The sequence below is a fragment of the Streptomyces sp. SD31 genome, assembly GCF_052068475.1.
Classification (GTDB): Bacteria; Actinomycetota; Actinomycetes; order Streptomycetales; family Streptomycetaceae; genus Streptomyces.
Genome location: NZ_JBQHCX010000002.1, coordinates 1 through 22456, shown reverse-complemented (window position 1 = coordinate 22456; position 22456 = coordinate 1). Strand labels below are relative to the sequence as shown.

Sequence of the window (22456 nt, the reverse complement as noted above, 5' to 3'; positions counted from 1 at the left end):
AGGGACGCCGCCGGGCTCAGTCCCCCAGCCCCACCAGATTCGGAATCTCCTGAGTCGCGTACCACAGCAGCTCGTGGTCCTCGGCCCCGTCCACGACGAACTGCGCGTCATCGTCCCCGCCGTCCGCCGCCTCCAGCGCCTCGGCGGCCGCCGCCACGTCCGCCTCCGCGTCACCCGAGTCGACATGCACGGCGGCCGCCTTGGCCAACGCCACGCCCCCGGCGATCCGCACCTCACCCAGCGCCGACGGATCCAGCCCCCGGTCGGGATCGGCGACCGCCGCCCCGTCGGGCACATCGACGGCGACGACGACCCGGCGCCGCGCCGCCCCGGCGTCCGCCGCAAGCAGCCGCAGCGAAGCCAGTGCGGCCCGGTTCAGCGCCGCGTACTCCAACTCCTCGATGTCATCGGAGAGATACCACTCGCGCAACGCGGGCGTGACGCCGTACGCGACGAGCGGCCCGGTCCCCAGCTCACCCGTCTTGTGGGCCTCGGCGAGACCGGGGAGGGTCAGGGGGACGTAGACGCGCATGGCCGACCGCTTTCGTGTTCGTGGGCTCCGCAAGGACTCGGAAGGACGTGTCCCGCACCTCCCGGACGGCCTTCAGGATACGTGCGGGCGTCCCCTTTCGAGTCCCCACCACCACCTCGCCCGGCGTCCACTCCGGTCCGGAAACTCACCCGGTACAGGCCCGCCATCACGGCCTTCCGCACCCGTGGATCACCCAGATAAGTGAACATTCCGGCCGCCCGCCCCGAGCCCCCGCTTCCTTGCCGTCGGCACCCAGAACCCCGTACAAGATCACCGACCGCCGAAGTTACTGCCCGGTATCAGTCCGGGTTCACCGAACGGGGACTCCATGAACAAGGTCATGACCAGGGCACAGCACCGCACCGGCACCCGCCCGCCCAGCCGCCGCGACACCCGCCGCCCCGGCGGGATCCCGCCCCGCACACCGAGCCACGGCGCATCCCGTACGACGTCGCCCGACGGCCGCCCACCGAACTCACCGGGCACGACGCAAGCCCTCACCCGCACAAGGCCCACCGACAACCGGCCGCCCACCACCGCGGGGAGCTTCGCCGCGCCCGCCCATGCCCACCCGCGGGCAGCGGCGACCGCGGCACCTGCGGACAGTCATGCCAGCGGGCCGGTCCCCGTCCCAGAGCGGATCGGCACCACGTCGACGCCGACCGGCACGGCCCACCCGACAGCCCCAGCCCCGACGTGGGGCGCCCCTCCGGCCCCGCCGAGGCAAGGGGCCCAAGGGGCTCACCCACCCCACCTCGTCCCGGCGCAGGCCTCTCCAAGGCCGATCGCCCAGATCCCCCAGCTCCGCCCCACCGACGTCTTCGCCGACCGCCTGCTTCTGGTCCTGAGCGGCCAGCGCCCCGTCCACTCGATGCTCCGCCACACCGCCGGCCGCGCCTACGACGAACTCGCCTGGCTCGCGGAACGCGGCCCCCTGCGCGCCCGCGGCACCCGCCCCGTCGTCCGCGACATCGGATACTTCGAGCCCCGCCCGGGAGCCATCGAGGCCTTCGCCCGCATCGGCGCCGGCGACCAACTGCGCGCCATGGCCTTCCGCCTGGAACAGGGCGGGGACCTCCGCTGGCGCTGCACGGCAGTGGAACTGGGCGGCCCGCGCAGGCCACGCCCCGACAACGACTGACCGACGCGACGGGCCACCGCGAGCCACCGCGCGCCACGGCGAGGGGTCGCAGTGAGCCGCAGCGGGCCACGCACGCCAAAGGGCCGGGCCCCATAGGAGACCCGGCCCTTCCAGTCGCTACGACGCCGCAGGTACTGACACCATCGCCGTCACCGGCACCGTCTTCCCGACGGCGCTACACCCGTGCGGCGCTCGCACCCCGGCGCTACTGCTTGCGCGCTACTTCTTGCGGCGCCGACCACCACGCGACTGCTTGCGCCGCTCCGCGCGCGTGAGGCCGTCGGCCTCGGAACGCACCGGCTCGTCGCCATTGTCGAAGTCGCCCTCGACGATGTCACCCTCGCCGTCCACCTTGGGCGCGGTGTAGTGCAGCCGGTCCGGGCGGCGCGGGGCCTCGAGGCCCTTGGCACGGATCTCGGGACGCGCGCCCGCCTGCGCCGGCACCGCGTCCTTCTTGTCGAGGTCGGCCACCGGCTTGGTGTCCTCGACCGGGACCTCCTCGACCTGCTGCTCGACCTGGACCTCCAGGTTGAACAGGTAGCCGACGGACTCCTCCTTGATGCCCTCCATCATCGCGGTGAACATGTCGAAGCCCTCGCGCTGGTACTCGACCAGCGGGTCCTTCTGCGCCATCGCGCGCAGGCCGATGCCCTCCTGGAGGTAGTCCATCTCGTAGAGGTGCTCGCGCCACTTGCGGTCCAGGACCGACAGGACGACCCGGCGCTCCAGCTCACGCATGATCTCGGAGCCGAGCTGCGCCTCACGCTGCGCGTACTGCTCGTGGATGTCGTCCTTGATGGACTCGGCGATGAACTCGGCCGTCAGCCCGGCCCGGTCACCGGCCGCCTCCTCCAGCTCCTCGATGGTGACCTTCACCGGGTAGAGCTGCTTGAACGCGCCCCACAGCCGGTCCAGGTCCCACTCCTCGGCGAAGCCCTCGGCGGTCTCCGCGCCGACGTACGCGTCGATCGTGTCGTCCATGAAGTGCTGCACCTGCTCGTGCAGGTCCTCGCCCTCCAGGACACGGCGCCGCTCGCCGTAAATGACCTCACGCTGGCGGTTGAGGACCTCGTCGTACTTCAGGACGTTCTTACGGGTCTCGAAGTTCTGCTGCTCGACCTGCGACTGGGCGGACGCGATCGCGCGCGTGACCATCTTGTTCTCGATCGGCACGTCGTCCGGAACGTTCGCCATCGACATCACGCGCTCGACCATCTGGGCCTTGAACAGGCGCATCAGGTCGTCGCCGAGCGACAGGTAGAAGCGGGACTCACCGGGGTCGCCCTGACGGCCGGAACGACCGCGCAGCTGGTTGTCGATACGACGCGACTCGTGCCGCTCGGTGCCGAGGACGTAGAGGCCGCCGAGCTCCTTGACCTCCTCGAACTCCGCCTTGACCGCCTGCTCGGCCTTCTCCAGGGCGGCGGGCAGGGCCGCGGCCCACTCCTCGATGTGCTCCTCGGGGTCGAGACCGCGCTGGCGCAGCTCCGCCTCGGCGAGGTCGTCGGGGTTGCCGCCGAGCTTGATGTCCGTACCACGGCCGGCCATGTTGGTGGCCACCGTCACGGCGCCCTTGCGGCCGGCCTGGGCGACGATCGTCGCCTCACGGTCGTGCTGCTTCGCGTTCAGCACCTCGTGCTGGATGCCGCGCTTGCTCAGCTGCTGCGACAGGTACTCGGACTTCTCGACCGACGTCGTACCGACGAGGATCGGCTGGCCCTTCTCGTGCTTCTCGGCGATGTCGTCGACGACCGCCTCGAACTTGGCGACCTCGGTGCGGTAGATCAGGTCCGACTGGTCCTTGCGGACCATGGGCCGGTTGGTCGGGATCGGGACCACGCCGAGCTTGTAGATCTGGTGGAACTCGGCGGCCTCGGTCATCGCCGTACCGGTCATGCCGGAGAGCTTGTCGTAGAGGCGGAAGAAGTTCTGCAGGGTGATCGTGGCGAGGGTCTGGTTCTCGTCCTTGATGTCCACCCCTTCCTTCGCCTCGATCGCCTGGTGCATGCCCTCGTTGTAGCGGCGGCCGGCGAGGATACGACCGGTGTGCTCGTCGACGATCATGACCTCGCCGTCGATGACGACGTAGTCCTTGTCCTTCTTGAAGAGCTCCTTCGCCTTGATGGCGTTGTTCAGGTAGCCCACCAGCGGCGTGTTCACCGACTCGTAGAGGTTGTCGATGCCCAGCCAGTCCTCGACCTTGGCGACACCGGACTCGTGGATGGCGACCGTGCGCTTCTTCTCGTCGACCTCGTAGTCGCCGGTCTCCTCGATGCCCTTGAGGGGGTTGCCCGCCTCGCCCTTCTTCAGGCGCGTGACCAGCTTGGCGAAGTCGCCGTACCACTTGGTGGCCTGGTCGGCCGGGCCGGAGATGATCAGCGGCGTACGGGCCTCGTCGACGAGGATGGAGTCGACCTCGTCGACGATGGCGTAGTTGTGCCCGCGCTGGACCAACTCGTCCTTCGACCACGCCATGTTGTCGCGCAGGTAGTCGAAGCCGAACTCGTTGTTCGTGCCGTAGGTGATGTCGCAGTTGTACTGCTCGCGGCGCTGGGCCGGCGTCATGTTGGCGAGGATGCAGCCGACGGACAGACCCAGGAACTTGTGGACGCGGCCCATCATCTCGGAGTCGCGCTCGGCCAGGTAGTCGTTGACCGTGATGAGGTGAACGCCGTCTCCGGAAAGAGCGTTCAGATACGCGGGCAGCGTGCCGACGAGGGTCTTGCCCTCACCGGTCTTCATCTCGGCGACGTAGCCGAGGTGGAGGGCGGCACCACCCATCAGCTGTACGTCGTAGTGCCGCTGCCCGAGGACACGCTTGGCGGCCTCGCGTACGGTGGCGAAGGCCTCCGGGAGCAGATCATCCAGGCTCTCACCGTCGGCGTACCGCTGCTTGTACTCATCGGTGAGGGCCCTCAGCTCGGCGTCGGAGAGGTCGACGAAGTCCTCTTCGATGGAGTTGACCTGGTCCGCGATGCGGTGCAGCTTGCGCAGGATCTTGCCTTCGCCTGCACGCATGATCTTCGAGAGGACGGACACGGGGGTTGGTCTCCTTGCCGGTCGGGCCTGGGACGGTCGGTTTCCATTTGACTTGACTGAGCAACGGCCATCGTATGCGAGGACCCCGCCACGCCGGGAGCCTGCCGGTGACGCCGACCGTCCGATGCTTCAAATCTCCGTCAAAGGGGACAACGGCCGGGGGTCGCAGATGGTGCCGCGTTCCGCCCACGAATTGCGCGAAATGCGATCACACGGTCACACACCGATCGGTAAAAGATGGCGCTTGCCACGGCCCCCGAAGCAGAATCGGCCGATGGAACCCGTCACGCTCACGACCGGCCGCCTCCTGATGCGCACGGTCGGCCCGAAGGACACCGACGCCGTGTACGAGGCCGCCCAGGACCCCGACATCCAGCGCTGGACCACGCTCCCCTCGCCCTACCTGTACGAGCACGCCCACAGCTTCACGGAACAACTGGTCCCCGAGGGCTGGAAGAACGGTTCGATGTTCACCTGGGGACTCTTCCTCCCCGAAGGGGAGGACCTGGTGGGCATGCTGGGTCTCACGATGCGTTCCATGAGCGGGGCGGAGATCGGTTTCTGGGGCACGAAGAAACACCGCGGCAACGGCTACATCACCGAGGCCGTCCTGGCCGCGTCCCACTGGGCCTTCGTCCACCTCTCCGTCGACCGCCTGGAATGGCGCGCGGAGGTCGGCAACAACCCCTCCCGCGCAGTGGCGGAGCGCGCCGGCTTCACCCTTGAGGGCACCCTCCGCGCCGCCCTCGTCCACCAGGGCGTACACCGAGACTGCTGGGTCGGCTCCTTGCTCCCGTCGGACCTGGGCCTACCGTCGACGGCACCGTACCTGCCCGCGCCAAGCCCCTCCGCCCCTTAAGGATGGGACGGGTAGTGGCGGCAGGGGCGAACCCCTCCCGACACCGCCCCAGCGTTGGACCCCGCCCCCAAACCCGCAGCTCACTCCCCATTGTCAGTGCCACCCCCTATCGTCCGAACCCATGACGACCCCGCGCCCCACCACCGACCTCTCGGCAGACGAGGCCCGCCGCATCGCCCTGAGAGCCCAAGGCTTCCTCGGCACCCCCAACCGCAGGTCCGGCGTCCGCGGCATCCTCCGTCATCTCGGCGCGGTCCAACTCGACACCATCTCGGTCCTGGCCCGCTCCCACGAGCTCATCCCATACGCCCGCCTGGGCGCGGTAGACCGCAAGACGATCGAGACCGCCTACTGGACGACGACATCCACCACAGCCACTGACGCGCCCCCGGCACAGCCGCCCCACCCCCACGCCTTCGAATACTGGTCCCACGCCGCCTGCATCCTCCCCATCGAGGAATGGCCCCACTTCGCCTTCCGCCGCCGCGCCTACCGAAACCGCCCCCACTGGAACCACGAACTCCCCGACGGCGCCTACGACCAGGTCATCAAGCAGCTCCGCACCGAAGGCCCCCTCACCGCGACCGAACTGGGCGGCGCGAAGAGGACCAGCGAGTGGTGGGACTGGTCGGGCTCGAAGGTCGCGGCCGAACGCGCCCTGATGTACGGCGAGGTGGTCTGCGTCGAGCGCCGCGGCTGGAAGCGCGTCTACGACCTCGCCGAACGCGCCATCCCGCAGACACTGCTGCACGACGAGTTGGACGACACCGAGTGCCTGCGCCGCCTGGTCCGCCTGGCCGGCCAGTCCCTCGGCGTGGGCACACGCGCGGACATCGCCGACTACCACCGTCTCAAGGGCGAGCAAGTAGACGCGGTGATCGCCGACTCGGGCCTGGTCCCGGTCACGGTCGAGGGCTGGGGCAAGCCGGCCTGGGCGGACCCCGCGGCCCTGGAGACACCTCCGCGCGGCCGCCACCGCACGACGCTCCTGTCCCCGTTCGACTCCCTGATCTGGGAACGGGCACGCACGGAGCGGATCTTCGGCTTCACCCACCGCTTGGAGGCCTACGTCCCCAAGCAGAAGCGGGTCTACGGCTACTTCGCGATGCCGGTCCTGGCCGGCGGCCGCCTCGTCGGCCGCGTCGACCCGGCCCGCGAGGGCAGCACGCTGGTGGCCAAGCAGGTCACCTTGGACGGCCCGAAGGCGGTCCCCGCGGTGGCCCAGGCACTGGCCGAGGCGGCGAGCTGGGTGAACTGCACGGACGTACGCGTGGAACGGGTGGACGCACCCCACCTGCGCGAGCCGCTCGCCAGCGAGCTCACCCGCATAGTGGCGTGACCCTCAGAAGCCGTCCAAGAACCCCGCCCCGCCCCAGGACCCCGCGCCCGTCAGGACCGCGTCGGCCCTCTCAACGGATCTCGAGGATCTTCTCCCGCATCGCATACACCACGGCCTCCATCCTGGAGTGCAGCTGCAGCTTCTCCAGGATGTTGCGCACATGGTTCTTCACGGTGTTCTCGGAGATGAACAACTCCTTGGCGATATCGCGGTTGTTCATCCCCGTGGCGACGAGTTTGAGGACCTCCAGCTCACGGTCCGTCAGCCGCGGCGCGGGCACCAGTCGCCGCTCGTCCGTCCGCTGGATCATCGACTTGAACTCGGTGAGCAGTTTGGACGCCATGGACGGACTGATCTGCGACTGCCCGTCGGCCACCGCGCGAATGGCGGTGGCCACCTCGTCCGTGGAGATCTCCTTGAGGAGATAACCGGTCGCGCCCGCCTTGATCGCGTCGTAGAGGTCGGCCTCCTCGTCGCTGATCGTCAGCATGATGATCTTCGCGCTGGGGGCCACCTCCTTGATGGAGGTGCAGGCCTCGATCCCACCCCGCTTGGGCATCCGTACGTCCATCAGGATGATGTCCGGCAGCAGGTCCGCGGCCTTGTCGACGGCCTCCGCGCCGTCTCCCGCCTCCCCTACGACCTGGATGTCCTCCTCGGCCGCGAGCACGATCTCCAGTCCACGGCGGAACAGGGCGTGGTCGTCCACGACGAGGACTCTGATCGGCTCCTTGCGTGGAGAGCCCGCGTCCGGGCCCATGCCGACGACGTCACCGTCGGCATCCTCGTCCCGCATCGGTCCGAAGCTGTCCGCCATCGTTCCTCCCCCTGAAGGCTGTGGCTGGTCGTTTGCCATCGCCAACCCAAGGCAACGGCCCACCGGTTGGGCCGGTAGCGGCCATGATTTCATGCCCGGCCGACACTACGGTGACTACCGGGGCGCGAAGTGGTCGCACACCGGTGCCCCTGGGGGCGCACACGCGCTCCAGGGGCACCGGCTCAGCTGTCAGCCGGGTTGGTCAGCCGCCCAGCGTGCCCCCGGCCGCGGGAGACTGCGCCTGGGTGACCATCGGGTCCGTGTTGAGGTGGATGACCCCGTAGTCGTAAGCGTGCCGCCGGTAGACGACACTCGGTTCCTTCGTCTCGGAGTCGACGAAGAGATAGAAGTCGTGCCCGACCAGCTCCATCTCGTAGAGGGCCTGGTCGAGGGTCATCGGGGAGGCGACGTGCGTCTTCTCGCGCACGATGAGAGGGCCTTCGCCCTTTACTTCCAGCGAGCCGATCTTCTTGGTGGGAACTCCGTCCGGCTCTTCTTCCTGGAAGGTGTGGCCGTTGCCGTTGAGCGTCGCCGCGCCCGGAACGTGGTCGGGGACCTCGGCCGCCGTGAGTCGGCGTGCGCCTCGGCGCGAGAAACGCTTGTCGTGCTGCTTGCGCAGCCGGGCATCCAGCTTCTCCGCCGCCAGGTCGAGCGCCGCGTACGGATCGCTGGCCGCTGCCTCCGCCCGGATCACCGGACCGCGGGAGCGGAGCGTGATCTCCACTCGATCACTGCGGTCGGCCTGTCGGGGGTTGGGCTCCTTGGACACCTCGACGTCGAGGCTGATCACCTTGGCATCGAGCCTCTGGATCTTCTCCAGCTTCAGCTTCTCGGCCACGTGCTTGCGGAACCGCTCGGGCACCTCGGTCTTGCGGCCCTTGACGACGATGTCCACGCAGAACTCCGTTCCCGGATCGCCCCGCTCCATCGGCGGAGCATCTCCCTTTTGCACCAGGCTCCGGTGAACCCCGGAACCTCGGACTCGGTGACTTCCACCTCCTCCTCCCCCATGGGCAAGATCTCCACCCCATCGCCGCGGCTGATTGCGTAAAACCCGCAGCACGGCATTCGGATATGGCAGGGATGGCCTGCGCCTTTCCCTCACAACCGAACATATCTCGCCCGGACGGATGTCGTCACCCTCTACTCCGGCGTACCTCCGTTCAGGTGAATTGACCCTCTCGTTACCTGCAACGATGCAAGCTCGCAGTCAGTTCCGGTTTATTTCGAAAGAATCCGGCGACGCAGCGACCACGGCCGCGCAGATCACGTCAGCGGCCCGTCCGGCGCCCATGATTCCCGGCCCCTCGCACGTCAGCCGCACAGCGCCCTCCATCGCTCCAGCCCTCCGTTCCCATGTGCTTTCCCGAGTTCCCGCCCCGTACACAGCGGTTGTCCCGCCACCACTCGCACCGAACTCCGCGCTCACCCATCCATACGCGCCCACCTCCTCCACCGTTCCGCCGTATCCGCCCGCTTCCTCAGCCGCGCCCCTGCCGACTCCCGTACCTGCCGCCCTGCCGTACACGACCGACCGCACCGCGCAGCCGTGGGCTGCCGACTCCGCCGTACGCCGGCGCGCGTCCGCTTCCCCCGGGCTGCGCGCGTCCGCTCCCCCTGGGCTACGCGCGTCCGCCCCGTCCCGCCTGCGGGGCTCTGCCTCCGCCGCCAAGGCCGCCCGCACAGCACGCGCCGCCTCCGCCAGGGACGCGCCGGTCGTCATCAGGTCGTCGACGAGCACGACCGCACCACCTTCGAGCAGCCGACCGCCCCCGGGAGCCACCGTCAGCGCGCCCGCGAGATTGTCCAGCCGCTGCCGCGAGTTGAGCCCAGACTGATCGGCTACCGCACGCCTCTGCCGCAGCACGGCGAGCACCCGCGCCGGTGTCCCGGCCCGCCGCAGCTCACCCGCAGCCGCGAGCGCGATCCGCCGCGCCGGATCATGCCCCCTTGCCCGAACCGCCCCTCGCGCGGACGGAACGGGTACGAGCAGCACAGGCGCACCGGCACTGCCGAACCGCCCCGCCCCGTCGGCTCGCACCTGCGAACCCCGGGACCACGCAGCCCGTACGGACGCCCCGTCGCCGTACGCCCAGGTCTCCCGCAGCGCCGCCCGCACAGCTCCCGCCAGAGCCGTCCCGAGCGGTGCCGCGAGCGCCAGCGCCCCGCGTTCCTTGTGGGCCAGCAGCACGGCCCGCACCTCGTCCGAGTACCGTGCCGCCGCGTGTACGACCGGCAGTCCGGACGGCTCCGGCACCGGTCGCACCCGGCTCGGTACGGTCCCGCTCAGGACGGCACGGCACTCCGGGCAGAGCACCGTGCGAGGCCTTGCACAGCCTCCGCACTCAGCCGGCAGCACCAGGTCGGTGAGGTCCTGCCACCACCCCCGCATGCCCACCACTGTGCCAACACCCGCCCCGAGCGGCCACCCCTGTGGATAACTCCCTGTGGAAAAACTCCAGCCCCCGCGCAGAGACCCATATCCGCCCCGGACCAGCGCCGGGGCCCGCCCGCCGTTGGACTCCCACGACCGGAATCCCACCACCGGGTCCACCGCCGGGTTCACCGCCGGATTCCCCCCTCAAAACGGAAGCGGCCGCTTCCGGCCGGAGTCCCACCCCGGCCGAAAGCGGCCACCATGCTCATCGCCCCCGAACCTCAAGGGCTCGGCCCGGACAAAACCTCACCCCGGATAAACCGGCGCCGTCCCGTCCGTCACGACCTTCTCCCATTGCGTCCCGGACGGCAGCCGTACGATTCCGTCCTCCGAGTACCCGACCAGCGGCAGCCGTGCGTCCTCCGACGCGGTGATCTCCTTCACGCCGCTGAGGGCCGCGGGCGCCGGCTCTTCCGGTGTGGAGCCGTCGACCTGGACGTAGCGCATCGTCTGCACGCCGCCCTGCTCACGCCCGACCACCACGAGCCGGCTGTCACCGGCCCACGACATGGCGGTGACCTCCTCCAACTGCGGTGTCGCGGAACGCAGTTCGTGCACCGAGACGGCCGCACGCTCTCCCACCTTGCCGTCCTCGCTCCGTTCGATCCGCCCGATGAGCAGCGACGACTTCTCACCCCGCTCCACCACGAGCGCGATCCGCACCCCGTCGGCGGCCACCCGTACGGACTCGATGCGCCCCTCCAGCCCCGGCGGCGTCTTCACCACCAGCGGATCGTCCACGCCCTCCCTCAGCAGGAGCAGCCGGGGGTTGTCGGGGTCGCGGTCGGCCACCCACAGGTCGCCCTGGGCATCCCAGCTGGGCGCCGACAGCCGTTCATCCGCCGTCGGGCCCGCGCTGGTCAGCTCCGGTTCCCCGAGTGGACCGTCCGACACCAGCGCCCCGACGTACAGCTCCTTGCCGTCGAGGCCGACCCCGGCGGCCATGTCCTCGTCACGCGACACCGCCACCGACCCCAGCTGCGCATCGCCCTCGCCCAGGGCGCCCGGCACGGGATCTGGCGTCGTGTCCTTGGTCGCGGCGGCCAGCCGTACGAGCCGGTGCTTGGCGTCGAGGAAGTACAGGTAGTCGGCGCGCTCCGCCGACCCGCGCGTGGCGACCTCCTCCGCGTCTTTCTCCCTGAGCGCGCACAGCTGCCTGCCGCCCGCCTTGAGCTCGACCTCGTCCACCGTGGGAGTGAGGTTCTGCAGGGTGAACAGAAGCTGGGCCGCCATCTCGTTGCACTGGGCCAGGCCGACCCGGGCCGCCCTGTCGTTCAACGGCACCGTCAGGACGTTCTGATCGTTGGGCGTCAGCGAGGTGACGCTGTCCTTGAGCGCCGCACCGGTGGGGAAGCTCGACCTGACCACCGGGTTGAGCCAGCTGGTGGGCCCCGCGAGCAGGGAGCGCACCATCTGCGTCATGGGGTCCACGTTCCTGCGCACGTAGACGGGGTCGGCGACGGCCGCCGTGTGCGGGGCGGTCCCGAGCGTGGTGTTCGTGGCGAAGTAGTACTTGTCGACGGACATGTAGTTGCGCTGGAAGTCCGACTTTCCCATGATGACGCCGCGCGGCGGCACGTCGATGCGCCACTGCTTCGTCTTCTTGTCCCGGGTGAGGTGCATCGGCTCGCTGTAGTCCCCACTGGCGGGCGCGTACGACTGCTGTGCGTCGACCGTGGCGACCTTGGTGCCGGACAGCGTGTAGGAGAGGTTGTCGTTCTCCTCCCGGCCTCCCACACGTTCGGCTTCGGCGCCCGGTCCGTCGGCGAGCACCGTCGTGGACAGCAAGGGCTGCCACCTGTCCGACGCTTCCTTGGTCAGGTACTTGCGCGCTATCTCATAGTCCGGATCGTCGCTGGTCAGTGCCTCCAGGAAGCCCGACACGATCTCCGAGGACGTAGCGTCCTCGCGCGGCGGCATGGCGAAGACCCGCACCTTTGTGTCCTGGCGTGGCGTGGACTCGACGCCCCGCAGATCGCCGCTGTCGGGCATCGAGGCGCACCCCGCCAGCAGTACGACTCCACAGGCGGCGTACGCCACCGCGCGCCCCGGCGTGCGCCGGGCTCCCCCCTCGCGGTCAGCGCCCACGAGATGCCTCCCCATGCTTGCTCGACTCCCCGGCCTGCCCGGCCTCCTCGCTCGGCGGCCCATCCGCACCGGACGGGTCGTCCTGTCTCCGCGCGCCCGACGCGGGCCGGGGGACCACCCGCGCGCCGTTGCCGGGCAGCGCGGTCGGATCGGCTTTGGGGAGCGAGGCGGCGCCCAAACGCGGCGCGATCGGGTCCCTCGACGGCATCGTGGGCACCTGGTTCCCCGTGGGCTGCGCCGGCACCGTCGCGGCCTTCTCACCGCCGCCACACGGCAGACCGGCGTCATTGAGTCCACGATTGCGGCGCGAGTCCTTGGGCTCCAGGGGTATCGGCGAGCCCCGCAGCGGCTCGTCCGCGGTCCGCGGCAGCGTCAGCCGGAACTGCGAACCGCCCCCGGGCTCGCCCCACGCCTGCAGCCAGCCACCGTGCAGCCGCGCATCCTCCAGCGCGATGGACAGCCCCAGCCCCGTACCGCCCGTCGTACGCGCGCGTGCCGGGTCGGCCCGCCAGAAGCGGCTGAAGACACGGGTCGCCTCACCGGGCTTGAGCCCGACGCCGTAGTCGCGCACGGCGACTGCCACCGCCCCACCGGCTGCGGCGAGCTTGACGACGACGTCCTTGCCCTCGCCGTGCTCGACGGCATTGACGACGAGGTTGCGCAGCACGCGCTCGACGCGCCGCGCGTCGGCCTCGGCGACGATGGGCTGCTGGTCGCCGACGATGCGTATCTGTGAGCCCTTGCGCTCGGCGAGCGGCTCGGCCCCGCTGACGACGCGCCGCACGACCTCCCTGAGGTCGATCGGCTCGGCCTCCAGCGCCGCCGCGCCCGCGTCGAAGCGGCTGATCTCCAGCAGGTCGGCGAGCAGCGACTCGAACCGGTCCAGCTGGTCGGCGAGCAGCTCCGCCGACCGCGCGGTCACCGGATCGAAGTCCTCCCGCGCCTCATGGATGACGTCGGCGGCCATCCGTACGGTCGTCAGCGGAGTCCGCAGCTCGTGCGACACGTCGGACACGAACCGCCGCTGCATCCGCGACAGGTCCTCCAGCTGCTGGATCTTCAGCTGCAGGTTCTGCGCCATCTTGTTGAAGGCCTCGCCGAGCCGCGCGATGTCGTCCTCGCCGGTGACCTTCATCCGTTCCTGCAGCCGTCCGGCCGACAGCCGCTCGGCGATCCCGGCCGCCATCCGCACGGGCGTGACGACCTGGCGCACCACAAGCCAGGCGATCGCCCCGAGGAGTACGACGACGAAGAGCCCAGCGGTCGCGAGGGTGCCCTTGACCAGGCTCAGCGACTTCTCCTCCTGAGTGAGCGGGAAGAGGTAGTAGAGCTGGTACGGGTCGCCGTTGGGGTCGTTGACCTGCTTGCCGATGACCAGGGCCGGCTGCGACTCCTTGTCGGTGGTGGGCTTGTAGACGATGCGGGTATAGCTCTGGAACGCCCCCATACTGCTGTCGATCCGCTCGCGCAGGTCTTCGGGCACGCTCGCGGTCGGATCCACGTCACCGGAGGCACGCGGACCGCGCCCACCGGTGTCGCCGCCCGCGGAGGCCGGGAGCGACACCACGTCGAAGGCGCCCTGGCCGCCGCTGGACAGCGAGGAGACGAGATCGCTCATCCACTGGATGACGTTCTGCTCGGAACGCTCGTCCACCGTCGCGCCGTCGTCGGCGGTCCCGGCCGCGGCCTCGTCGGACCTCTGCTTGGCGGCCGCGAACCCGCCGGTGGCCTGGCTCTGCGAGGCCTTCACCTTGGCGTCCAGCAGGCCGTTGCGCACCTGCCCGATGACGACGAAGCCCAGCAGCAGCACGACACCGAGCGACATCAGCAGGGTCGTGACAACGACCTTGAGCTGGATGTTGCGCCGCCACAGCCGCATGACCGGCAGCAGCGGCCGACGCACCCAGCGCAGCACCAGACGAAGAACCGGGCTGCCCTGAACTCCGCCCTGCAGCAGCCCTCCCTCGAGAAACCGTCCCCAGCGGGAGCCCGCCATCTTCCGGCCGACAGGCCGCTCCGGACGGGCCCCGGTCCGACCGGGGGCCGAAGCGGCACTGTCCCCGGACATGTCAGCTCGGCCCTGCCTTGTAGCCGACACCACGAACGGTCACCACGATCTCCGGCCGCTCCGGGTCCCTCTCGACCTTGGAACGCAGGCGCTGCACATGCACGTTGACCAGCCGGGTGTCGGCCGCGTGCCGGTAGCCCCACACCTGCTCGAGGAGCACCTCACGCGTGAACACCTGCCACGGCTTACGGGCCAGCGCGACCAGCAGGTCGAACTCCAGCGGCGTCAGCGCGATCGACTGCCCGTCCCGCTTCACGGAGTGCCCGGCCACGTCGATGACGAGGTCACCGATGGCGAGCTGCTCCGGCGCCGGCTCCTCCGACCTCCGCAGCCGCGCCCGGATCCGGGCGACCAGTTCCTTCGGCTTGAACGGCTTCACGATGTAGTCGTCGGCACCGGACTCCAGGCCCACCACGACATCGACGGTGTCGCTCTTGGCCGTCAGCATCACGATCGGCACGCCGGACTCCGCCCTGATCAGGCGGCACACCTCGATGCCGTCCCGTCCGGGCAGCATCAGGTCGAGCAGCACCAGATCGGGCTTGCTCTCCCGGAATGCGGCCAACGCCTTGTCGCCGTCGGCTACGAAAGACGGCTCAAAACCTTCACCACGCAGCACAATGCCGAGCATCTCGGCCAGTGCGGTGTCGTCGTCGACGACAAGGACTCGTCCCTTCATGAATGCCATCATCCCATTCTCATAACAGTGGCGAAGGCAGTGGTGAGATAGGTCACCGGCCAGTGACCTTAGTCGTACGCAGTCCCTACTGTCTGCCCTCGTCCACATCACAGGGCGTGACCCACGGGCGGGTAGGCCCCCCCCTTGCCCGCCCGACTGATTCCGGCCCCTACCTCACAAGCTCTACGTCACCTGTCGCGACCTGGCACACAGCTGGGCCAGCGCCTCGGTCGTCACGGGCGACGCGGTTCCCTCCTCGGTGACGATCGCCGTCACCAGCTCGGGCGGCGTCACATCGAACGCCGGGTTGTACGCCTGGGTCCCCAGCGGCGCCACCGGAATCCCGCCGCCCGGCTCCGCCCCAGCCACCGGCGCATGGGGCGCCACGACCTCGGTCACCTCGAATCCGGGGCGCTGCTCGACCTCGATGGACGCCCCGTCCGGTGTCTGCGGATCCACCGTCGTCAGCGGCGCCACCACGATGAACGGCACATGGTGGTAGCGCGCGAGCACCGCGAGCGGATAGCTCCCCACCTTGTTCGCCACCGAACCGTCGGCCGCGATGCGGTCCGCGCCGATCAGCACCGCGTCCACCTCTCCGGCGGCGAACAGGGACCCCGCCGCGTTGTCCGTGAGCAGGGTGTACGCCATACCGCTGCGCGCCGCCTCGTACGCCGTCAGGCGAGCCCCCTGCAGCAACGGCCGCGTCTCGTCCACCCACAGCCGCCTGAGCCGCCCGGCCCGGTGCGCCGCGAGCGCCACCGCGAACGCCGTGCCCTCCCCGCCCGACACCAGCGCCCCGGTGTTGCAGTGCGTGAGGATGCGGTGCCCACCACCAGGCAGCAGCTCGTCCAGCAGTGCCAGTCCCCGCTCGGCCATCCGGGAGCTGGCCTCGGCGTCCTCCTTGTGCAACGCCCGCGCCGCACCCAGCGCCGCAGCAGCGGCCTGCTCGACATTCCCGCTCTTCGCGAGCTCGGCCCGGTACGCGGACTGGGCCCTGCGCACACCGACGGCGAGGTTCACCGCGGTGGGCCGAGCGCTCGCCAGCGACTCCGCGGCGTCGTCCACGTCGTAACCGCGCGCGGCGGCGAGCGCGACGCCGTACGCCCCGGCGATCCCGAGCAGCGGCGCCCCGCGCACGGCAAGCGAACGGATCGCCTCCACCAGCGCGGGCGCGTCCGTACAGACCAGCTCGACCTCCTCGGCCGGCAGCCTCGTCTGGTCGAGAAGGACCAGTACGGGGCCTTCGGGTGGTTCGTCCCATCGGATCGCCGGCATCTCGATCGGCCTGCTGTCCTCGCCGGATTGCGCGTACTGATCAGCCATGCAGCCAGTCTGCCCTTTGTCCGGCGGACAATTGAAGGTGTACAGCCCATACCGCGGCCGGTACCTCGCCGACCACCCCATGGCACGATGGCTGCCAACCTGCCACCGCGACCGCGGACGGGCACCGTGAAGGAGCGACGATGAAAGACACTCCGGGCTGGGCCTCGCCCGGATCCGCCCCGTCCGACGGGCAGGAACCCGGCACGTCCGGCACGTCCGAGCCCGCAGACCGTCCCGACCCCGCGCAGCAGTCGGGACCGGACCCACAGGCCCCCGGCCCGAAATGGTCCAAAGAGCAGCCGCCACCCGCCCAGTGGTCCGCCCCGACGGGGCCCCAGCCTCCGGGCCAGACCCCGCCACCCCCACCGCCCGGCCCCGGCTGGGGCACTCGCCCTCCCGCCGGCCCCGGCGGATACGGCGGCACCGGCGGCGGCCACAACGGCTACGGCGCCCCGGGCGGATACGGCGCTTGGGGAGGCGGCTGGGGCGGCCCTCCGCCCGCGGCAAAGCCCGGCGTGATCCCGCTGCGCCCCCTCGGCGTCGGAGAGATCCTCGACGGCGCGGTCTCCACCATGCGCACCTACTGGCGCACGGTCCTGGGCATCTCCCTGACCGTCGCGATCGTGACGCAGATCCTCGTCATCCTGGTCCAGGGGTTCGTCCTGAACGATCTCGTCAGCACCGAGGCCCTCAACGACCCGAACGCCACCCTCAGCGAGCTGACCCGCGCCACAGGCGACGCTCTGCTCAGTTCCAGCGTGATCTTCCTGATCTCGGTGATCGGCGCGATCATCGCGACCGCCCTGCTGACGACGGTTACCAGCCGCGCGGTCATCGGCAAGTCGGTAACCACCGGCGAGGCCTGGCGCGACGCCCGCCCTCAGGTGCTGCCTCTCTTCGGCCTGCTCTTCCTGCTGCTGCTCATGACCGTCGGCCTGGTGCTCGCGGGCGCCGTGCCCGGCATCCTCGTGGCCGCCACGGGCTCCGGTGACGCGGGCGCGGCACTCGCCCTCCTGGGCATCTTCGGCGCCGGCATCGTCGCACTGTGGCTGTGGTTCCGCTTCTCCCTCGCCTCGCCCGCGCTGATGCTGGAGAAGCAGGGCATCATGAAGGCACTGAGCCGCTCCGCGAAGCTGGTGCGCGGCTCGTGGTGGCGCGTCTTCGGCATCCAGCTGCTCGCCACGATCATCGCGAACATCCTCGCGGCGATCGTCGTCATCCCGTTCAGCTTCCTCGCCGGCGCGCTCAGCGGCGACGGGGCCACCACCTTCCTCAATGGCACCACCGAGTTCGGCTGGACGTTCCTCATCATCAGTGGCGTCGGTTCGATGATCGCCTCCATGGTCACCTTCCCCATCACAGCCGGCGTCACCGTCCTGCTCTACATCGACCAGCGCATCCGCCGCGAGGCTCTCGACCTCGAACTGGCCCGAGCCGCCGGCGTCCAGGGCTACGGCACCGACACCCCGGGGAGCTGAACCGGTGAGCCTGGCGGGGGGAGTTCTCACAACGACATCGGCACTGCCGGACGCGGCCGTACGCGCATCTCTGCGCATCGGCGACACGTCCGTCCTGTCGCTGGCGGCGGGCTCCGACGATGAGCCCCCGCTGACGATCCCGCGTGATCCCGCGCGGGAAGCGGCCCGGCGCGAACTGTCGAAGCACATGTACCACGAGAACGAACCCAGTTGGTTCCAGCGCGCCCTGGACACCTTCTGGGACTGGGTCGAGGACTTGTTCAACAGTGCCTCGACCGTGACACCCGGAGGCCCGCTCGGCCTCGTCGTCGTCATCCTCGTCGTCCTGGCTGTCCTAGGCGCCCTCTGGTGGCGCCTAGGCACCCCGCGCCGCCAACCCACCTCCTCCGCCGCCCTCTTCGACGACCGCCCCCGCAGCGCCGCCGAACACCGAGCCGCCGCCGAAGCGCACGCCGCCCAGGGCCACTGGAACCAGGCCGTCCAGGAACGCATGCGCGCCATCGTCCGCTCCCTCGAAGAACGCGCGCTCCTCGACGTCCGGCCCGGCCGCACCGCGGACGAGGCCGCCGCCGAGGCAGGCCGCTCACTGCCCTCCCACACGGACTCCCTGCGCGCCGCCGCCCGGCACTTCGACGACGTCACATACGGCGGACGGACCGCGACCCAGCCGACGTACCAACGCATCGCCGAACTCGACCGCGCCCTGGAGAGCACCAAGCCACAGCTCGCGAGCAGCACCCCCAGCACGGCCCCCAACGCCCGCCAGGGAGCCCCCGAATGACCACCGAGGCCACGCTCCCGTCCACCTCGGCCTCCCCCACCATGCGCCAGGTGTGGACCCGCACGCGAGGCGTCGCCCTCGCCGTCGTGCTCTTGCTGGCGGCGGCCGTCGTGATCGCCACGATCCGCTCCGACGCCCGGCACGGCGCCCTGGACCCACGCTCCGCCGATCCCAAGGGCAGCCGGGCCGTCGCCGAGCTCCTCGCCGACCGCGGCGTGGACACACGCGTCGTCACCACCCTGGACGAGGCACGCGCCGCGTCCGCCGCGGACACCACCCTCCTGGTCGCCGCCCCCGACCTGCTGACGCACCGTCAACAGTCCTGGCTGCGCTCGGCGACCACAGGCTCCGGCGGCCGTACCGTCCTCGTCGCCCCCGGCAGCTGGTCCGTCGAAAGGCTCGTCCCCGGGGTCACCGCGGACCCCGCCACCAGCCTCGACTCGGAGCTCACCCCCGACTGCGCCCTGCCCGCCGCCCAGCGCGCGGGCACCGCCGACCTGGGCGGCGTCCGCTACACCACCACCCACCTCGACGCCGACCAGTGCTACCCCAGCGAGCGCCTGGCCACCCTCCTGCGCGTCCCGGAGACCACCGGGGACGGCGACTCCATCGTCCTCGGCGCGCCCGACATCCTCTACAACGACCACCTCGACGAGCAGGGCAACGCCTCCCTTGCCCTCCAACTCCTCGGCTCCCGCCCCCATCTGGTCTGGTACCTCCCCTCACTCTCCGACACGTCGGCCGCCGACGCGGACGACGAACGCAGCTTCTTCGACCTGCTCCCCTCGGGCTGGCTCTGGGGCACGCTGCAGCTCTTCATCGCGGCAGCCCTGGCCGCCCTCTGGCGGGCACGCCGACTCGGCCCCCTGGTGCCCGAAAAACTCCCCGTGGCGATCCGCGCCTCCGAAACCGTCGAAGGCCGCGCCCGCCTCTACCGCAAGGCCAACGCCCGCGACCGCGCGGCCGCCGCTCTTCGCTCCACCACCCGCACGCGTCTCGCCCCCCTCGTAGGTGTCCCCGTCTCCCAGGCGCACGCGCCCGAGGCCCTGCTCCCCGCTCTGTCCGCCCACCTCCACAACCACGGAGACGGGCAGGCCCTGCACACTCTCCTCTTCGGCCCGCCGCCCAGCGACGACGCGGCACTCATCGCCCTCACCGACCAACTCGACGCCCTCGAAAGAGAGGTACGCCGTCCATGATGGACCCGACCACTGACAACGCCGGGACCACCGGGGACCCGGGCACCGCCCGCGCCTCCCTGGAAGCCCTGCGCGCCGAGATCGCCAAAGCCGTGGTCGGCCAGGACCCCGCCGTGACCGGCCTCGTCGTCGCCCTCCTCTGCCGCGGACACGTTCTCCTTGAAGGAGTCCCCGGAGTCGCCAAAACGTTGCTCGTCCGCGCCCTCGCATCCGCACTCGAACTCGACACCAAGCGCGTCCAGTTCACCCCCGACCTGATGCCGAGCGATGTAACGGGCTCCCTCGTCTACGACACCCGCACCGCCGAGTTCTCCTTCCAGCCCGGCCCGGTCTTCACCAACCTGCTCCTGGCCGACGAAATCAACCGCACCCCGCCGAAGACCCAGTCATCCCTCCTGGAGGCCATGGAGGAACGCCAGGTGACGGTCGACGGCACCCCCCGCCCGCTCCCCGACCCGTTCCTCGTCGCGGCAACCCAGAACCCGGTGGAGTACGAGGGCACGTACCCCCTCCCCGAGGCCCAGCTGGACCGTTTCCTCCTCAAGCTCACGATCCCGCTCCCTTCCCGCCAGGACGAGATCGACGTCCTCACCCGCCACGCCGAGGGCTTCAACCCACGCGACCTGCACGCCGCCGGCGTACGCCCCGTAGCGGGCCCCGCAGACCTGGAAGCAGCCCGTGCGGCAGTGGCCAAGACGACGGTCTCACCGGAGATCACGGCCTACGTGGTCGACATCTGCCGAGCCACCCGAGAATCGCCGTCCCTGACGCTAGGCGTCTCCCCACGCGGCGCCACGGCCCTCCTCGCCACCGCCCGCGCATGGGCCTGGCTGACAGGCCGCGACTACGTCACCCCCGACGACGTCAAGGCACTGGCCCTCCCCACCCTCCGCCACCGCGTACAACTCCGCCCGGAAGCTGAAATGGAAGGCGTCACAGCCGACTCCGTCATCAACGCGATCCTCGCCCACGTCCCCGTCCCCCGCTGATGGCACTCACCGGACGTGCCGCACTCCTCGCGGCCCTAGGCTCCCTCCCCGTAGGCATCTGGGACCCCAGCTGGATGGGCATCCTCGCGGTCAACGCACCCTTGGCCGTGGCCTGCGCCTGCGACTTCGCCCTGGCAGCGCCCGTACGCCGACTAGGCCTGACCCGCTCCGGCGACACTTCAGTACGCCTGGGCGAGACAGCGGAAGTCACTCTCACGATCACCAACCCATCCCCCCGACCGCTCCGCGCCCACCTCCGCGATGCCTGGCCACCCAGCAGCTGGCAGCCCGGCACGGAGGTGGCCTCGTCTCGCCACACGGTGGCGGTCCCCGCCGGCGAACGCCGCCGCATCACCACCGGCCTACGCCCCACTCGCCGCGGCGACCGCCAGGCCGACCGCGTGACGATCCGCTCGTACGGCCCCCTAGGCCTCTTCTCCCGCCAGGGCACCCACAAAGTCCCCTGGACGGTACGCGTCCTACCTCCGTTCACAAGCCGCAAGCACCTGCCCTCCAAACTGGCCCGCCTGCGCGAACTCGACGGCCGCACCAGCGTGCTCATCCGCGGCCAGGGCACAGAATTCGACAGCCTGCGCGAATACGTCCCCGGCGATGACACCCGCTCCATCGACTGGCGCGCCACGGCCCGACAGTCCGCGGTCGCCGTACGCACCTGGCGCCCCGAACGCGACCGCCACATCCTGCTCGTCCTGGACACCGGCCGTACCTCGGCAGGACGCGTCGGGGACGCTCCACGCCTCGACGCCTCCATGGACGCGGCACTACTCCTGGCCGCCCTCGCTTCCCGAGCCGGCGACCGCGTGGACCTCCTTGCCTACGACCGCCGAGTCCGCGCGCTCGTCCAGGGCCGCACAGCAGGCGACGTCCTCCCCTCCCTCGTCCACGCGATGGCCACGCTCGAGCCGGAGCTGATCGAAACGGACGCGCGAGGCCTGACGGCCATGGCGCTCCGCACGGCGCCCCGCCACTCCCTGATCGTGCTACTCACGACCCTCGACGCAGCCCCCATCGAGGAAGGCCTGCTTCCCGTCCTGTCCCAGCTCACCCAGCGCCACACCGTTCTGCTGGCATCAGTAGCGGACCCTCACATTGCGCACATGGCAACCGCACGTGGAAATACGGACGCCGTGTACGAGGCCGCAGCAGCCGCCCAGGCCCAGAGCGAACGCCACCGCACGGCGGAACAACTCCGTCGGCATGGCGTCACCGTCGTTGACGCGACGCCGGAGGAACTCGCACCGGCACTGGCAGATGCGTATCTGGCCCTCAAGACAGCGGGCCGCCTGTAGCTAAGGAACAGAGGGGCTCTCCTAGGGAGCGCCCCTAATCGATGCACAAAAAAGCCACAAATGCAGAAAGCCCCCGTGCCGGTATCCCCGGCCGGGGGCTTTCTCAAAATTTGTTCGGCGGCGTCCTACTCTCCCACAGGGTCCCCCCTGCAGTACCATCGGCGCTGTAAGGCTTAGCTTCCGGGTTCGGAATGTAACCGGGCGTTTCCCTCACGCTATAACCACCGAAACACTATGAAACTGTCCAGCCGCACCATGCCGTGACCTTGGCATGGGGCTGTTCGTGGTTTCAGAACCAACACAGTGGACGCGAGCAACTGAGGACAAGCCCTCGGCCTATTAGTACCGGTCACCTCCACACCTTGCGGTGCTTC

The 22456-nt window shown here is 70.1% G+C and carries 17 protein-coding genes and 1 rRNA gene; 8 read left to right on the top strand and 10 right to left on the bottom strand.

Going from position 1 to position 22456, the window contains the following annotated elements; translation table 11 throughout:
- Window positions 1–16: 16 nt before the first annotated feature.
- Window positions 17–532, bottom strand: coding sequence for a DUF6912 family protein (locus ACTMVF_RS04075; protein ID WP_441269572.1), 516 nt, complete (start codon window positions 530–532; stop codon window positions 17–19).
- Between the two features lie 328 nt (window positions 533–860).
- Here ACTMVF_RS04075 and ACTMVF_RS04070 point away from each other — a divergent pair, with 328 nt between their 5' ends.
- Window positions 861–1673 (top strand): Rv3235 family protein, encoded by an 813-nt coding sequence (locus tag ACTMVF_RS04070; protein ID WP_441269571.1) that lies wholly within the window; start codon window positions 861–863, stop codon window positions 1671–1673.
- 219 nt (window positions 1674–1892) lie between these two features.
- Here the strand turns inward: ACTMVF_RS04070 and secA are convergent, their stop codons facing one another.
- Entirely contained in the window at window positions 1893–4712 is a 2820-nt protein-coding gene (secA, locus tag ACTMVF_RS04065) for a preprotein translocase subunit SecA (protein WP_441269570.1), read from the bottom strand.
- 274 nt (window positions 4713–4986) lie between these two features.
- On the opposite strand from secA, the gene ACTMVF_RS04060 reads away from it, so the two are divergent.
- Together ACTMVF_RS04060 and ACTMVF_RS04055 are read left to right on the top strand one after the other, a co-directional pair.
- Window positions 4987–5571, top strand: coding sequence for a GNAT family N-acetyltransferase (locus ACTMVF_RS04060; RefSeq protein ID WP_441269569.1), 585 nt, complete (start codon window positions 4987–4989; stop codon window positions 5569–5571).
- A gap of 121 nt (window positions 5572–5692) precedes the next feature.
- Window positions 5693–6910 carry a winged helix-turn-helix domain-containing protein gene (locus ACTMVF_RS04055; protein WP_441269568.1) on the top strand — a complete coding sequence of 406 codons (1218 nt, stop codon included), beginning with the start codon at window positions 5693–5695 and terminating at the stop codon, window positions 6908–6910.
- A 70-nt stretch (window positions 6911–6980) separates the two neighbouring features.
- Here ACTMVF_RS04055 and ACTMVF_RS04050 read toward each other — a convergent pair whose 3' ends face one another.
- The 7 genes from ACTMVF_RS04050 to mtnA all read right to left on the bottom strand — a co-directional run bounded on the left by ACTMVF_RS04050 (window position 6981) and on the right by mtnA (window position 16325).
- On the bottom strand, window positions 6981–7727 hold the full coding sequence (locus ACTMVF_RS04050; RefSeq protein ID WP_328881249.1) for a response regulator transcription factor: 747 nt from the start codon (window positions 7725–7727) through the stop codon (window positions 6981–6983).
- A gap of 202 nt (window positions 7728–7929) precedes the next feature.
- Window positions 7930–8622: a ribosome hibernation-promoting factor, HPF/YfiA family gene (hpf, locus tag ACTMVF_RS04045; RefSeq protein WP_425265089.1), complete on the bottom strand. Its 693-nt coding sequence runs from the start codon at window positions 8620–8622 to the stop codon at window positions 7930–7932.
- 315 nt (window positions 8623–8937) lie between these two features.
- Window positions 8938–10119, bottom strand: coding sequence for a ComF family protein (locus ACTMVF_RS04040; protein WP_441269567.1), 1182 nt, complete (start codon window positions 10117–10119; stop codon window positions 8938–8940).
- 291 nt (window positions 10120–10410) lie between these two features.
- Window positions 10411–12252: an LpqB family beta-propeller domain-containing protein gene (locus ACTMVF_RS04035; RefSeq protein ID WP_441269566.1), complete on the bottom strand. Its 1842-nt coding sequence runs from the start codon at window positions 12250–12252 to the stop codon at window positions 10411–10413.
- Complete coding sequence (gene mtrB / locus ACTMVF_RS04030; RefSeq protein WP_441269565.1) at window positions 12242–14320, bottom strand: MtrAB system histidine kinase MtrB; 2079 nt, start codon at window positions 14318–14320, stop codon at window positions 12242–12244. The genes ACTMVF_RS04035 and mtrB overlap by 11 nt, the downstream gene beginning before the upstream one ends.
- Before the next feature lies 1 nt (window position 14321).
- Window positions 14322–15011, bottom strand: a complete 690-nt coding sequence (gene mtrA / locus ACTMVF_RS04025) for a two-component system response regulator MtrA (RefSeq protein ID WP_441269564.1) — start codon at window positions 15009–15011, stop codon at window positions 14322–14324.
- A 171-nt stretch (window positions 15012–15182) separates the two neighbouring features.
- On the bottom strand, window positions 15183–16325 hold the full coding sequence (gene mtnA / locus ACTMVF_RS04020; protein ID WP_441269563.1) for an S-methyl-5-thioribose-1-phosphate isomerase: 1143 nt from the start codon (window positions 16323–16325) through the stop codon (window positions 15183–15185).
- A 140-nt stretch (window positions 16326–16465) separates the two neighbouring features.
- Between mtnA and ACTMVF_RS04015 the strand changes: the two genes are divergently transcribed.
- From ACTMVF_RS04015 to ACTMVF_RS03995, 5 genes are read left to right on the top strand one after another with little or no spacing between them, the layout of a single operon-like run.
- A complete protein-coding gene (locus ACTMVF_RS04015; RefSeq protein WP_441269562.1) occupies window positions 16466–17803 on the top strand; it encodes a glycerophosphoryl diester phosphodiesterase membrane domain-containing protein in 1338 nt (445 codons plus the stop codon).
- A 4-nt stretch (window positions 17804–17807) separates the two neighbouring features.
- Window positions 17808–18584 carry a DUF4129 domain-containing protein gene (locus ACTMVF_RS04010; RefSeq protein ID WP_441269561.1) on the top strand — a complete coding sequence of 259 codons (777 nt, stop codon included), beginning with the start codon at window positions 17808–17810 and terminating at the stop codon, window positions 18582–18584.
- Window positions 18581–19783, top strand: a complete 1203-nt coding sequence (locus ACTMVF_RS04005) for a DUF4350 domain-containing protein (RefSeq protein WP_441269560.1) — start codon at window positions 18581–18583, stop codon at window positions 19781–19783. Before ACTMVF_RS04010 ends, ACTMVF_RS04005 begins: the two co-directional genes overlap by 4 nt.
- Window positions 19783–20772, top strand: a complete 990-nt coding sequence (locus tag ACTMVF_RS04000; RefSeq protein ID WP_441270120.1) for an AAA family ATPase — start codon at window positions 19783–19785, stop codon at window positions 20770–20772. The genes ACTMVF_RS04005 and ACTMVF_RS04000 overlap by 1 nt, the downstream gene beginning before the upstream one ends.
- Window positions 20772–22082, top strand: coding sequence for a DUF58 domain-containing protein (locus ACTMVF_RS03995; RefSeq protein ID WP_441269559.1), 1311 nt, complete (start codon window positions 20772–20774; stop codon window positions 22080–22082). The genes ACTMVF_RS04000 and ACTMVF_RS03995 overlap by 1 nt, the downstream gene beginning before the upstream one ends.
- Window positions 22083–22194: 112 nt before the next feature.
- Here the strand turns inward: ACTMVF_RS03995 and rrf are convergent.
- Window positions 22195–22311, bottom strand: a 5S ribosomal RNA gene (gene rrf / locus ACTMVF_RS03990).
- Window positions 22312–22456 lie beyond the last annotated feature (145 nt).

Bases quoted from the DNA above. Each gene is read 5' to 3' on its own strand.
- mtnA (WP_441269563.1), bottom strand. From the start codon at position 16,325: ATGGCTGATCAGTACGCGCAATCCGGCGAGGACAGCAGGCCGATCGAG.
- ACTMVF_RS04070 (WP_441269571.1), top strand. From the start codon at position 861: ATGAACAAGGTCATGACCAGGGCACAGCACCGCACCGGCACCCGCCCG.
- ACTMVF_RS04005 (WP_441269560.1), top strand. From the start codon at position 18,581: ATGACCACCGAGGCCACGCTCCCGTCCACCTCGGCCTCCCCCACCATG.
- ACTMVF_RS04075 (WP_441269572.1), bottom strand. From the start codon at position 532: ATGCGCGTCTACGTCCCCCTGACCCTCCCCGGTCTCGCCGAGGCCCAC.
- ACTMVF_RS04050 (WP_328881249.1), bottom strand. From the start codon at position 7,727: ATGGCGGACAGCTTCGGACCGATGCGGGACGAGGATGCCGACGGTGAC.
- mtrA (WP_441269564.1), bottom strand. From the start codon at position 15,011: ATGATGGCATTCATGAAGGGACGAGTCCTTGTCGTCGACGACGACACC.
- mtrB (WP_441269565.1), bottom strand. From the start codon at position 14,320: ATGTCCGGGGACAGTGCCGCTTCGGCCCCCGGTCGGACCGGGGCCCGT.
- ACTMVF_RS04000 (WP_441270120.1), top strand. From the start codon at position 19,783: ATGGACCCGACCACTGACAACGCCGGGACCACCGGGGACCCGGGCACC.
- ACTMVF_RS04060 (WP_441269569.1), top strand. From the start codon at position 4,987: ATGGAACCCGTCACGCTCACGACCGGCCGCCTCCTGATGCGCACGGTC.
- ACTMVF_RS03995 (WP_441269559.1), top strand. From the start codon at position 20,772: ATGGCACTCACCGGACGTGCCGCACTCCTCGCGGCCCTAGGCTCCCTC.
- ACTMVF_RS04015 (WP_441269562.1), top strand. From the start codon at position 16,466: ATGAAAGACACTCCGGGCTGGGCCTCGCCCGGATCCGCCCCGTCCGAC.
- ACTMVF_RS04040 (WP_441269567.1), bottom strand. From the start codon at position 10,119: ATGCGGGGGTGGTGGCAGGACCTCACCGACCTGGTGCTGCCGGCTGAG.
- ACTMVF_RS04055 (WP_441269568.1), top strand. From the start codon at position 5,693: ATGACGACCCCGCGCCCCACCACCGACCTCTCGGCAGACGAGGCCCGC.